At 65.5% G+C, this 12,998-nt stretch carries 13 protein-coding genes; 10 read left to right on the forward strand and 3 right to left on the reverse strand.

The features are described 5' to 3' along the window. Positions 1–8 precede the first annotated feature (8 nt). The 10 genes from WJ542_RS09220 to nagZ all read left to right on the forward strand — a co-directional run bounded on the left by WJ542_RS09220 (position 9) and on the right by nagZ (position 10,141). Positions 9–1,535: a DegQ family serine endoprotease gene (locus WJ542_RS09220; RefSeq protein ID WP_411189014.1), complete on the forward strand. Its 1,527-nt coding sequence runs from the start codon at positions 9–11 to the stop codon at positions 1,533–1,535. Beyond that, the gene (locus WJ542_RS09225) at positions 1,532–1,795 is read left to right on the forward strand and encodes a glutaredoxin family protein (RefSeq protein ID WP_411189015.1); all 264 of its coding nucleotides are present in this window, start codon (positions 1,532–1,534) and stop codon (positions 1,793–1,795) included. The genes WJ542_RS09220 and WJ542_RS09225 overlap by 4 nt, the downstream gene beginning before the upstream one ends. 117 nt (positions 1,796–1,912) lie before the next feature. After that, on the forward strand, positions 1,913–3,706 hold the full coding sequence (gene lepA / locus WJ542_RS09230; RefSeq protein ID WP_411189016.1) for a translation elongation factor 4: 1,794 nt from the start codon (positions 1,913–1,915) through the stop codon (positions 3,704–3,706). Between the two features lie 30 nt (positions 3,707–3,736). Continuing rightward, positions 3,737–4,630: a signal peptidase I gene (gene lepB, locus WJ542_RS09235; protein WP_411189017.1), complete on the forward strand. Its 894-nt coding sequence runs from the start codon at positions 3,737–3,739 to the stop codon at positions 4,628–4,630. A gap of 133 nt (positions 4,631–4,763) precedes the next feature. Next, on the forward strand, positions 4,764–5,873 hold the full coding sequence (gene rnc, locus WJ542_RS09240; RefSeq protein ID WP_411189018.1) for a ribonuclease III: 1,110 nt from the start codon (positions 4,764–4,766) through the stop codon (positions 5,871–5,873). A 63-nt stretch (positions 5,874–5,936) separates the two neighbouring features. Then, positions 5,937–6,842 carry a GTPase Era gene (gene era, locus WJ542_RS09245; RefSeq protein ID WP_411189019.1) on the forward strand — a complete coding sequence of 302 codons (906 nt, stop codon included), beginning with the start codon at positions 5,937–5,939 and terminating at the stop codon, positions 6,840–6,842. Further along, the gene (gene recO / locus WJ542_RS09250) at positions 6,829–7,800 is read left to right on the forward strand and encodes a DNA repair protein RecO (protein ID WP_411189020.1); all 972 of its coding nucleotides are present in this window, start codon (positions 6,829–6,831) and stop codon (positions 7,798–7,800) included. The genes era and recO overlap by 14 nt, the downstream gene beginning before the upstream one ends. Then, entirely contained in the window at positions 7,797–8,561 is a 765-nt protein-coding gene (gene pdxJ / locus WJ542_RS09255) for a pyridoxine 5'-phosphate synthase (protein ID WP_411189021.1), read from the forward strand. Before recO ends, pdxJ begins: the two co-directional genes overlap by 4 nt. Before the next feature lie 66 nt (positions 8,562–8,627). Then, positions 8,628–9,035 carry a holo-ACP synthase gene (gene acpS / locus WJ542_RS09260; protein WP_411190510.1) on the forward strand — a complete coding sequence of 136 codons (408 nt, stop codon included), beginning with the start codon at positions 8,628–8,630 and terminating at the stop codon, positions 9,033–9,035. A 62-nt stretch (positions 9,036–9,097) separates the two neighbouring features. Next, complete coding sequence (nagZ, locus tag WJ542_RS09265) at positions 9,098–10,141, forward strand: beta-N-acetylhexosaminidase (RefSeq protein ID WP_411189022.1); 1,044 nt, start codon at positions 9,098–9,100, stop codon at positions 10,139–10,141. A 78-nt stretch (positions 10,142–10,219) separates the two neighbouring features. Here nagZ and WJ542_RS09270 read toward each other — a convergent pair whose 3' ends face one another. The 3 genes from WJ542_RS09270 to efp all read right to left on the reverse strand — a co-directional run bounded on the left by WJ542_RS09270 (position 10,220) and on the right by efp (position 12,920). Next, positions 10,220–11,599 carry a sigma-54-dependent transcriptional regulator gene (locus WJ542_RS09270; RefSeq protein WP_411189023.1) on the reverse strand — a complete coding sequence of 460 codons (1,380 nt, stop codon included), beginning with the start codon at positions 11,597–11,599 and terminating at the stop codon, positions 10,220–10,222. Between the two features lie 287 nt (positions 11,600–11,886). Beyond that, entirely contained in the window at positions 11,887–12,096 is a 210-nt protein-coding gene (locus tag WJ542_RS09275) for a CsbD family protein (protein ID WP_411189024.1), read from the reverse strand. Between the two features lie 266 nt (positions 12,097–12,362). After that, positions 12,363–12,920, reverse strand: coding sequence for an elongation factor P (efp, locus tag WJ542_RS09280; RefSeq protein WP_411189025.1), 558 nt, complete (start codon positions 12,918–12,920; stop codon positions 12,363–12,365). Positions 12,921–12,998 lie beyond the last annotated feature (78 nt).

Below are 12,998 nucleotides of genomic sequence, written 5' to 3' on the forward strand. Positions count from 1 at the left end.
ACTACGATATGACGATTCTCCCGCTGCGCAAATTCTTCGCAGCCGCGGTGGTTGCGGCTTGCCTGCCGTTCGCGCCGCAGGTGGCGTCGGCGGCACCCGCTGCCAATCTGCCCGACTTCACCGATCTCGTCGACAAGGTCGGGCCTTCCGTCGTCAACATCCGCACGACCACGCGCGTGAGTTCCGCACAGCCTGGCTTGCCGCCGGGTATGGACAACGGCGACATGTCGGAGTTTTTCCGTCGCTTCTTCGGTATTCCGCTGCCGCAGAGTCCGCAGGGGCAGTCGCCTCACGGTAGCCAGGGCGGGCAGGGCAGCCAGGGTGGCCAGGGCGGCGATCAGGATGCGGCACCTCCCGACAGCGGCAGCGATAGCGAGCAGAACAGCGGCGTCGGCTCGGGCTTCATTCTGTCGAGCGACGGCTACGTGATGACGAACGCTCACGTCGTGGACGACGCGGACACCATTTACGTCACGCTCACGGACAAGCGCGAGTTCAAGGCAAAGCTCGTCGGCGTGGACGATCGCACCGATGTCGCCGTCGTGAAGATCCAGGCGAACAGCCTGCCGGCCGTGACTATCGGCGATTCGAACAAGCTGCGCGTCGGCGAATGGGTCGTCGCGATCGGCTCGCCGTTCGGACTCGAGAATACCGTGACGGCGGGCATCGTCAGCGCCAAGGGGCGCGACACGGGCGACTATCTGCCGTTCATCCAGACCGACGTCGCCGTGAACCCCGGCAACTCGGGCGGCCCGCTCATCAATATGCAGGGCGAAGTCATCGGCATCAACTCGCAGATCTATAGTCGCACCGGCGGGTTCATGGGCATTTCGTTCGCGATTCCGATCGACGAGGCGATGCGCGTGGCCGACCAGCTCGAAAAGACGGGCAAGGTCACGCGCGGCCGCATTGCGGTGGCGATTGGCGAAGTGACAAAGGACGTGGCCGATTCGCTCGGCCTGCCGAAGGCGCAGGGCGCGCTGGTGTCGAGCGTCGAGTCGGGCGGCCCGGCCGACAAGGCCGGCATCCAGCCGGGCGACATCATTCTGAAGTTCAACGGTCAGTCCGTGGATACGGCCACCGACCTGCCGCGCATGGTCGGCGACACGAAGCCCGGCACCAAAGCGACCGTGACGATATGGCGCAAGGGTCAAACACGCGACCTGCCGATCACGATTGCCGAAACGCAGGGCGACAAGACCGCGAAGGCCGACGAGAAGTCGGCGCCGCAGCCGAAGCCGCGGGCTGCGAACGCGCTCGGTCTCGCGGTGGTCGATATTCCGTCCGACCAGCTCGCGCAACTGAAGATCAAGGGCGGCGTGCAGGTCGATTCGGTCGATGGCCCGGCGGCCCGCGCCGGACTGCAGAAGGGCGACATCATTCTGCGCGTGGGCGACACCGACATCACGGGCGCGAAGCAGTTCGAGGAAGCCACCTCGCATCTCGATCCGCAAAAGATGGTGGCGGTGCTCGTGCGGCGCGGCGACAATACGCAGTTCGTGCCGCTTCGGCCGCGCAGTGCGGGGCAGAAGTGACCTTGCCGCGCGCGGTGGTGCCGCAGCTCGTGCTGTACGGCCGCGCGTGGTGCCATCTTTGCGAGGAAATGCGCGCGGCGGTCGAGCCGCTGGCCGCGGCAGCCGGGGCGCGGGTGGACGTGATCGACGTCGATTCCGACCCTGCGCTGCAGGCGCGCTACGACGAGCTCGTACCGGTTCTCGTATGCGACGGCGTGGAGCTTTGTCGCTATCGCCTTGACGAAACGCGCCTGCGCGAGGCGCTCGGGATGCGTGCCTGATACGCCGAAACCTGCCGTCGGCACCCCTTTTCGGCTAAAATAGTCCGGTTTTTCATCTGTTTACGAGGCGTGCCCAGCAATCGTTGGGGCGCGCCTTTTTCGCTTGATCGGCACTGAATGGATCATATTCGTAACTTCTCGATCATTGCGCACATCGACCATGGCAAGTCGACGCTCGCCGATCGCATCATCCAGCTTTGCGGCGGCTTGTCCGACCGCGAGATGGAAGCTCAGGTGCTCGACTCGATGGATCTCGAGCGCGAGCGCGGCATCACCATCAAGGCGCAGACTGCTGCGCTCTCGTACAAGGCACGTAGCGGCAAAATTTACAACCTGAACCTCATCGACACGCCGGGCCACGTCGACTTCTCCTACGAGGTGAGCCGTTCGCTCTCCGCGTGCGAGGGCGCGTTGCTTGTCGTCGACGCGAGCCAGGGCGTCGAGGCGCAGACGGTCGCCAACTGCTATACGGCCATCGAGCTCGGCGTGGAAGTCGTGCCGGTGCTCAACAAGATCGACCTGCCCGCGGCGAACCCCGAAAACGCGATCGAGGAAATCGAGGACGTGATCGGCATCGACGCGACCGACGCCACGCGCTGCAGCGCGAAGACCGGCCTCGGCGTGGAAGACGTGCTCGAAGCGTTGATCGCGAAGGTGCCGGCGCCGAAGGGCAATCCCGAAGCGCCGCTGCAGGCGCTCATCATCGACTCGTGGTTCGACAATTACGTCGGCGTGGTGATGCTCGTGCGCATCGTCAACGGCACGCTTCGCCCGAAGGACAAGATCAAGCTGATGGCGACCGGTGCGCAGTATCCGGTCGAGCACGTCGGCGTGTTCGCGCCGAAGTCGCGCAATCTGGACGAGCTCTCGGCCGGGCAGGTGGGCTTCATCATTGCCGGCATCAAGGAACTCGCCGCGACCAAGGTGGGTGACACTGTCACGCATGCCACGAAGCCGGCCGAAGAGCCGCTGCCGGGCTTCAAGGAAGTGAAGCCGCAGGTGTTCGCAGGTCTCTATCCGGTCGAGGCGAACCAGTACGACGCACTGCGCGAGTCGCTCGAAAAGCTCAAGCTCAACGACGCATCGCTGCAGTACGAGCCCGAAGTTTCGCAGGCGCTCGGCTTCGGTTTCCGCTGCGGCTTCCTCGGCCTCCTGCACATGGAAATCGTGCAGGAGCGGCTCGAGCGCGAGTTCGACATGGACCTCATCACCACGGCGCCGACCGTGGTGTATGAGGTCGTGCAGCAGGACGGCAGCACGATCAAGGTCGAGAACCCGGCGAAAATGCCGGAGCCCTCGAAGATCGCCGAAGTTCGCGAGCCGATCGTGACGGTGAACCTGTACATGCCGCAGGAATACGTGGGCTCGGTCATCACGCTCTGTACGCAGAAGCGCGGTAGCCAGATCAACATGCAGTACCACGGCCGCCAGGTCCAGCTCACATACGAGATCCCGATGGCGGAAATCGTGCTCGACTTCTTCGACCGCCTGAAGTCGGTGTCGCGCGGTTATGCGTCCATGGACTACGAGTTCAAGGAGTACCGCACCTCGGACGTGGTGAAGGTCGACATGCTGATCAACGGCGACAAGGTCGATGCGCTGTCCATCATCGTCCACCGTTCGCAGTCGCAGTACCGCGGCCGTGAAGTGGCGGCGAAGATGCGCGAGATCATTCCGCGCCAGATGTACGACGTGGCGATCCAGGCGGCCATCGGCGCGCACATCATCGCCCGCGAGAACATCAAGGCGCTGCGCAAGAACGTGCTGGCCAAGTGTTACGGCGGCGACATCACGCGCAAGAAGAAGCTGCTCGAAAAGCAGAAGGAAGGCAAAAAGCGGATGAAGCAGGTGGGCTCCGTGGAAATTCCGCAGGAAGCCTTCCTTGCGATCCTGCGCGTCGAAGACAAATAAGACGCATCACGTTGAATAACGGATAACTACATGAATTTTGCGCTGATCCTTTTTGTGCTCGTGGTTTTGACGGGCATTGCATGGGTTGCTGACAAACTGGTTTTCGTGCCGCGCCGGCGCCTCGCCGCCGATGCGGCGGTCGCGGAGTTCGATCGCCAGCAGGCGCGCGTTGGCGAGCGCTTCGCCGACGAAAATGCGGCCGTCACGCGTCAGAACCTGCGCAACGAGAAACTGCGTCAACCGTGGTGGCTCGAGTACACGGCGAGCTTCTTTCCCGTGATCCTGATCGTGTTTCTCGTGCGCTCGTTCGTCGTGGAGCCGTTCAAGATTCCGTCGGGCTCGATGGTGCCCACGCTTCTCGTGGGCGACTTCATCCTCGTGAACAAGTACGACTACGGTATCCGCCTGCCGATCACGAATACGAAGATCACGCAGGGCCGTCCGCTCGAGCGCGGCGACGTGGTCGTGTTCCGCTACCCGATGGACGAGTCGGTCGACTACATCAAGCGCGTGATCGGCCTGCCGGGCGACGTGGTCGCATATCAGGACAAGCAGCTCACGATCAACGGCAAGCCCGTGCCCGAGACGGCGCAGCCCGACTACTTCGACGAAGAGCGCATCGGCTATGCGAAGCAGTTCACCGAAGACCTCGACGGCCGCAAGAACAACATCCTGAACAACCCCGCGGTGCCGCCGTTCATTATCGGCGCGGAAGACTATCCGTATCGCGACAACTGCCAGTACAACGCGCGCGGCGTGATCTGCAAGGTGCCGCCGGACCACTACTTCATGATGGGCGATAACCGCGACAACAGCGCCGACAGCCGCTATTGGGGCTTCGTGCCCGACGCGAACGTCGTCGGCCGCGCGTTCTTCATCTGGATGAACTTCAGCAGCCTGAAGCGCATCGGTCCGTTCGAGTGACGACCCTGTCATCGAGACGCGCGAAGTCTTCGCGCGCCACTTGAAGAAACCGCGCTAACCTCGCAACATCCACGCTTTTTCGCCGGCCGCCCCGGGTTTTCGCCGGGACGGGCGGGCGCGTTATACTCTGTCCATGCCCCTATCTCCGCTGGAAAGCCGGTTGCGCTATGAATTTCGCAATGCGGAATTGTTGCGCCAGGCTTTAACCCACCGTAGTCACAGTGCCACGCATAACGAACGCCTCGAGTTTCTCGGCGATTCGGTCCTGAATTGCGCGGTGGCGGCCCTATTGTTCCAACGCTTTGGCAAGCTGGACGAAGGCGACCTTTCGCGCGTGCGCGCGAACCTGGTCAAACAGCAGTCGCTCTACGAAATTGCTCAGGCCCTCAATATTGCGGACGGCCTGCGCCTGGGCGAAGGCGAGTTGCGCAGCGGCGGTTTTCGCCGCCCGTCGATTCTCGCGGACGCGCTGGAAGCCATTTTCGGGGCGATTTTCCTCGATGGCGGTTTCGACGCCGCGCAGACCGTCATCAAGCGTCTTTATGTACCGATCCTCGATCACATCGACCCGCGCACGCTAGGCAAGGATTCGAAGACGCTGCTGCAGGAATATCTCCAGGGCCGCAAGATCGCACTGCCTACCTACACGGTTATCGCGACGCATGGTGCGGCGCACAATCAGCAGTTCGAAGTCGAGTGCACGGTGCCGAAGCTGGACGTGAAGGTGTCCGGTTCGGGCGCGAGCCGTCGCGCCGCCGAACAAGCCGCGGCCAAGAAGGCGCTGGACGAGGTCATGGCGGCGGCGCCGGCGCTGGCCGCAAGGCCGCGCCGCTCGAAGGGCGCGCGCGCCGCACGCGCGGAGCCCGAGGTGGTGCCGGGCGTGACGGGCGTGCAGGGCGCGCTCGATCTGCGTACGCCGGAGCGCCGCGAGCGTGCCCAGCGCAGCGAGCGCCAGCCCGCGCCGGCCGAGGCAATCGATCGTGTTCCGCCGCCGCAGGCGGCGCCTGTCGCCGTCATTCGCGCGGCGCACGTGCAGGAACGTCCGGGCGAGAAGGAGAAGGGCGGCCCGCGTACCGCCGAGCGCGCCGAAACCGGTCCGCAGGCCGCCGAGTCGCGGCCCGCGGCTCGCGGTCGCGATGCCGCCGAAGCGCCACTGCCTGGCCATTCCGCCCATCCGGCCGCAACCGCGGCCGAGGACCATGCTGTCGCGCTGCCCGTGCGCGCGGCCGATGCCGGCCACTGATCCCAACCCGTGCGCGCCTCGCGCGCGGTCGCTGCACTCAACGCTTTTTTGTCCGGTCCGATCATGAACGCTCCCATTTCCACTCCTGCCGGTTTTCGTTGCGGCATGGTCGCGATCGTCGGCCGGCCGAACGTCGGCAAATCGACGCTGATGAATGCCCTGGTCGGCCAGAAGATCAGCATCACGTCGCGCAAGGCGCAGACCACGCGCCATCGCATTACGGGCATCAACACGATCGACGACGCGCAATACGTTTTCGTCGACACGCCCGGCTTTCAGACGCGCCACAGCACAGCGCTCAATCGCTCGTTGAACCGCGCCGTGACGTCGACGCTGAGTTCCGTCGACGCGGTGCTCTTCGTGATCGAAGCGGGCAAGTTCGGTCCCGACGACCAGAAGGTGCTCGATCTGATTCCGCCGAACGCGCCGACTATCCTGATCGCGAACAAGATCGACCGCGTGAGCGACAAGGCCACGCTCTATCCGTTCATCCAGGAAGTGCAGAAATTGCGCGAATTCCGCGAGATCGTGCCGCTTTCGGCGAAGAACCAGGACGACATCAAGCACCTGCTCGAAACGCTCAAGCCGTATCTGCCCGTAGGCGAGCCGATCTACGGCGAAGACGATCTCACCGACCGCAGCGAGCGTTTCCTCGCGGCCGAGATCCTGCGCGAGAAGGTGTTCCGCTGGACCGGCGACGAGTTGCCTTACACGAGCACCGTGCTGATCGACAAATTCGAGCAGGAAGGCCGGCTGCGCCGCATCTTCGCGACGATTCTCGTCGAGCGCGACACCCAGAAGGCGATGGTGATCGGCCAGAAGGGCGCGAAGCTCAAGCAGATCAGCACCGAGGCGCGGCTCGACATGGAGAAACTGTTCGACGGTCCCGTTTATCTCGAAACCTTCGTGAAGGTGAAGAGCGGCTGGGCCGACAACGAAGCCGGGCTGCGCGCCTATGGGTATGAATGACGGCGAGGCCGTAAGCATTCACGACGACTGGGAAGCGGTCGACGCTTCGCGCGACGACGCGGACGTCCCGGCCGCGCCGCTGGCCGAGCCCAAACCGGCCGCGGCTGATTCGTCCGCGCCTGGACCGTCGGCGCCGCGCCGCAAGCGCGCCGCCAAAGCGCGGCCGGCGGCCCGGAGCGACGACGGCGAAGGCGAGTCCGCGCGCCGTGTGTCGGCGCCGCGTGCGCCGCGCGGCGTGTCGTCGGATTTCCGCGTCGCCGAGCAGCCGGCCTTCGTGCTGCATAGCTACCCGTACCGCGAAACCAGCCTCATCATCGACGTCCTCTCGCGCGACCACGGCCGCATCGCGCTTGTCGCGAAGGGCGCGAAGCGTCCGCACTCGGCGCTGCGCGGCGTGCTGCAGACGTTCCAGCCGCTCACGCTCTCGTGGACCGGCAAGGGCGAAGTCCGCACGCTCACCGGCGCCGAATGGGTGGGCGGCATGTTGCCGCTCACCGGCGATGCGCTTCTGTGCGGCTTCTACGTGAACGAACTGCTCGTGAAGTTCTGCGCGCGCGAAGACCCGCATCCCAGCCTGTTTCGCCATTATGTCGTGACGCTCACGCGCCTCGCGCACGACGAGCCGCCGGTGCAGGTTCTGCGCTCTTTCGAGCGCGTGCTGCTGCGCGAGACCGGCTATGCGCTGGCGCTGAACCGCACGGTGAACCGGAAGACCGTCGTGGCGGAAGGCCGCTACGTGTTCGACCCCGAGCGCGGCGTGCGCGAGGCGTCGGACGAATGGCCGGCGCAGTGGCCGGTGCTGGCGGGACAGACGTTGCTCGACATGGAGCAGGACGATTACCATCGTCCCCAGACCGTCGCGCAGAGCAAGGCGCTGATGCGTTTCCTGCTGAATACTTACCTTGGCGGCACGCCGCTCGCGACGCGCCAGATCCTGATCGACCTGCAGAATCTATGAGCTTCTTTCTCACCTCTCCCAACGTGATCGATCTCGGTGTGAACATCGACCACGTCGCGACGCTGCGCAACGCGCGCGGCACCGCCTACCCCGATCCGATCCGCGCGGCGCTGCTCGCCGAAGACGCGGGCGCCGACGTCATCACGCTGCATCTGCGCGAAGACCGCCGCCATATCGTCGATGCCGACGTGCGCGGGCTGCGCCCGCTGCTGAAGACGCGCATGAACCTCGAATGCGCCGTGACGGCCGAGATGCTCGACATTGCCTGCGACATCAAGCCTCAGGATGTCTGCCTCGTGCCCGAAAAGCGCCAGGAACTGACGACCGAGGGCGGTCTCGACGTCGCCGGCCATTTCGATGCCGTGAGCGGCGCGTGCCGGCAACTGGCGGACGCGGGCATCCGCGTCTCGCTCTTCATCGACCCGGACGAGACGCAGATCCGCGCGGCGCACGAGACCGGCGCGCCCGTGATCGAGCTGCATACCGGCCGCTATGCCGAAGCCCATGACGCCAGCGAGCAGGAGCGCGAGTACGAGCGCGTGGTGGTCGGCGTGAACTGCGGCATCGGTCTTGGTCTCAAGGTCAATGCGGGCCACGGGCTGCATTACACGAACGTGCAGCAGATTGCCGCCATCGACGGCATCGACGAACTGAACATCGGTCACGCGATCGTGGCGCACGCCGTCTTCGCGGGCTGGGAAAATGCCGTTCGCGAGATGAAGGCGATCATGGTCGCGGCGCGTCTCGGCGCGCGCGCGTAATCCGGCGCGACGGTCATGCCACAACGGCCGCGCCACGGCGCGCAGCCGCACTTCGACGAGGAGCCCATGGCGATCTACGGCATCGGTACCGACATCATTCAGGTCAGCCGCGTCGCGGCGGTCATGGAGCGCACCGAGGGGCGCTTTGCCGCGCGCGTGCTCGGTCCGGAAGAGCTGGCCGTGTACGAGGCGCGCAAGGCGCGCTCGGCCGTCCGCGGGCTCGCCTATCTGGCCACGCGGTTTTCGGCCAAGGAGGCGGCTTCGAAGGCGATCGGCCTCGGCATGCACATGCCCATGACCTGGCGCTCGGTGCAGACGCTCAACGAGCCCGGCGGCAAGCCGGTGATCGTCGCCTCCGGGCCGCTCGCGCAGTGGCTCGACGAGCGTGGCATCACGATGCGCGTGACGATCAGCGACGAGCACGATTACGCGGTGTCGTTCGTCATCGCAGAAACCAGCAAATCCGCGGGCTGACAGGTCCGCCGAATTCCCCGCTGCGCGGCCGCCGTCGCGCAGCTTCTACGCAAGAAGACTCAATGAAGAAACTCCCTGGACCGGTGATGCTCGACGTGGTCGGCAAGACGCTGACCGACGACGATGTGCGTCGCCTAGCCCACCCCATGACCGGCGGCGTGATCCTGTTTGCGCGCCACTACGAAAACCGCGCGCAGCTCGTCGCGCTGACCGACGCGATTCACGCCGTGCGCGACGACCTGCTGATCGCCGTCGACCACGAAGGCGGTCGCGTGCAGCGCTTTCGCACCGACGGCTTCACGGTGCAGCCCGCGATGGGGCGCCTCGGCGAACTGTGGGACAAGGATGTGCTGCTCGCGACGAAGCTCGCGACGGCCGTGGGCTACATCCTCGCGAGCGAACTGCTCGCGTGCGGTATCGACCTCTCGTTTACGCCCGTACTCGATCTTGGCTATGGCCAGTCGAAGGTCGTGGGCGACCGCGCGTTTCATCGCGATCCGCGCGTCGTCACGCTGCTCGCGAAGAGCCTGAACCACGGTCTCTCGCTGGCGGGCATGGCGAACTGCGGCAAGCATTTCCCGGGTCACGGCTGGGCCCAGGCCGACTCGCACGTGGCGGTGCCGATCGACGACCGGCCACTCGAGGCGATCCTCGGCGAAGACGCGATGCCCTACGATTGGCTCGGCCTTTCGCTCGCCGCCGCGATGCCGGGGCATGTGATCTATCCGAAAGTCGATTCGAAGCCGGCCGGGTTCTCGCGCATCTGGGTGCAGGAGATCCTGCGCGGCAAGCTGCGCTTCACGGGCGCGATCTTCAGCGACGATCTTTCGATGGAGGCTGCACGCCAGGGCGGCACGCTGACCGAGGGCGCGCGCGCCGCGCTCGAAGCGGGCTGCGACATGGTGCTGATCTGCAACCAGCCCGACGAGGCAGAGAAAGTGCTGGATTCGCTGCGCGTCGTGGAGCCGTCGCGCGCCATGCGCCTCGAGTCGGCGAAACGCATCCGGCGGTTGCGTCCGCGCGGCAAGGCGCTGCGCTGGGACCGGCTGATCGCGGAACCCGCATATCTGTCGGCCCAGACGTTGTTGCGCAGCGTGCTGCCGTAAAACTGGAACGCTTGAATGCAAATGGCCGCCCCTCGGGCGGCCATTTGCATTTCCACACCGGTAGCAGTGGGCTTGCGTTCAGTTCAGGCGCATCCGCTGGAGCTTGTTGTAGAGCGTCTTCGGGCTGATGCCGAGCAGCGACGCCGCGCGGTGCCGCGTGCCGCCCACCGCGTCGAGCGTCGCGCGGATCAGCATCTCCTCGACGTCGGCGAGCGGTGTGCCCACCGTGACCTGGACGCGGCCGCCGTTCACGTCGCGCGGGCGCGCGCCACTGCTTTCTTCGGCCTGCAAGGTCTCCAGCACGTCGCCGGATGCTTCCCAGGCGAGCCGCACGCGCTCCTGCAGTTCGCGCACGTTGCCGGGCCAGTCGTAGGCCAGGCACTCGCGGATGAACGACGGCGCGATCAGGCGTGTCGCCGCGCCGCCGCGGGCGTGGGCCTCCTGATTGAACTCGTCGACGCAGGCTGCGGCAAGCAGCGCCGCGTCTTCCTCGCGTTCGCGCAGCGGCGGCAGCATGAGCGCGGCGGCGTCGAGGCGCAGCCACAGTTCCTCGTTCAACAGGCCCTGCGCGACGGCGTCGCGCGGCACGGCGCGCGTGGCCGCGATCAGACGGAAGTCCGTGCCGACCTCGTTGCTGCCGCCCACGCGCATGAAGGTCTGGGAATCGAGCGCGCGCAGGAGGGCGGTCTGTTGATCGCGCGGCAGGTCGATGAGTTCGTCGATGAAGAGCGTGCCGCCGCTCGCCTCGCCGACGAGTCCCGGCTCGCGCTGTTCCGCGCCTTCGAATGCACCGCGCTCGTGGCCGAACAGCAGGCTCGCGAGCGGCCGGCCGTTCGCTGCTTCCGAGCCGACCGCGCGGGCGTCGTACACCACGAACGGGGCTTTGCGGCGCCGGCTCAACTGGTGCAGCGTGCGCGCCGCGACTTCCTTGCCGGTGCCGGCTTCGCCCTGGATCAGGATCGCGGCTTCGGTGGGCGCAAGCTGCTCGAGCGTGTCGTACACGCGCTGGATCGCGCTGCTGCGCCCGAGCATGGGCCCGAAGCGGCCGATCTGACGCAGCAGCGAGCGCAGCACCCGGACTTCCTCGGTGAGCTCGTAGGGGCGCGGAATGCGCGCGAGCAGGCTGCGCAGGCGCGGAATGTTGACCGGTTTGAGCAGATAGTCCCAGATGCCGTGGCGCAGGCCCTCGATCGCGCTTTCGACCGTGGCGTTGCCGGTCATGACGATGACGGGCAGGGCGCCGCTGGGTTGCGCGGGCAGGTGAGGGAGCAGTTCGAGCCCGCTTCCGTCGGGCAGATTCAGATCGACGAGCACGACGTCGGGGATGAAGCGCGCGAGTGCGGCTCGGGCTTCGGCGAGCGTGGCCGCGGTATCGACGGAGAAGCCGTCGGCGGCCACGATCGCGGACAGGCCGGACAGGCTGTTGGGATCGTCTTCGACAATCAGGGCATGTGGCATGGCGAGGCGGCGTTACGGATAATTGGAGGCGGAATCAGACGCAATCAGGCGCAAGCGCCCGCCGCACAGTCCGGATGCGCAGCGGCGCGCCGTGCAGGGCGCGGCACGGAGCGTCAGGGTCCAGCGGGCAAACTCGATGCAGACGTTTCAGATCCGGTCCTCCAGAATGGCGACGGCGCGCGGGGCCTCCCCCGGCAATGCCGGACGGGAGGCCGCGCCACGCGGCCGTACTACCCCCAAAATGCATCCGGCAGGGAGACGGCCCGTGCAAGCCATGCCAGGGCGCGTCAGTTGCGCGGCCGATGTGCCTCGACCCAGCGCCGCACTTCCTGCTCGGCTTCGTCACGGGTCTTGCCGTAACGCTCCTGGATCAGACCGGCAAGCCGGTCGACATGTCCTTCGGCCTTGATCAGCTCGTCGTCCGTCAGCTCGCCCCAGGCGGCCTTGGCCTTGCCGATCAACTGTTTCCACTTGCCTTCTGCGATGTCGTTGTTCATGGGTTTCTCCTGATTGGGTTCATGTCCCGCGAGGACTGAACCCGGCACAGCAGAAACCGTGCCGCGGATGGTGCGTTCCCGGCGCGCCGCATGATTCCCGTGCGCGGCGCGGACCGGTAAAGACTTCCCGTGGCATTCACAAACATACACGCTTGGGAAAAAAAGAAAAAGCGCCCCAAAGGGCGCTTTCCTGCCGGATCCACTCGCCGCGCATGAACGCGGCGCCGCCGGTGAGTATGGCCAGAAGCGGCGACCCGAGGCGGCGCTTACGCGCGGCTGCGGTACTCGTTCGTGCGCGTGTCGATTTCGATCTTGTCGCCGATGTTGCAGAAGAGCGGCACTTGCAGCTCGAAACCCGTGTTCAGCTTGGCCTGCTTCATGACCTTGCCCGACGACGTATCGCCCTTGACGGCCGGTTCCGTGTAGATGATTTCGCGCACCAGCGTGGTCGGCAGTTCGACCGAGATGGCCTTCTCGTTGTAGAACACGACTTCGCAACCCATGCCGTCTTCGAGGTAGTTCAGGGCGTCGCCCATCATCTCGCCTTCGACTTCGAACTGGTTGTAGTCGGCGTCCATGAACACGTACATCGGGTCGGCGAAGTACGAGTACGTCACTTCCTTGCGGTCCAGCACGACGACGTCGAACTTGTCGTCCGCCTTGTACACGGTTTCCATGCCGGCGCCGGTCAGCAGGTTCTTGAACTTCATCTTCACGACGGCGGCGTTACGGCCCGATTTGTTGTACTCGGCCCGTTGCACGACCATGGCGTCGTTACCGATCATCACGACGTTGCCGACGCGGAGTTCCTGTGCGGTCTTCATAAAACAGTCCTGTCCAGATTAAATAGCTTCAGTGTGCTCGACGGCAAACGTCGCAAGCGCGTTCGCAGGACGCTCCAA

The organism is Paraburkholderia yinzeri, from assembly GCF_046581065.1.
GTDB lineage: Bacteria > Pseudomonadota > Gammaproteobacteria > Burkholderiales > Burkholderiaceae > Paraburkholderia.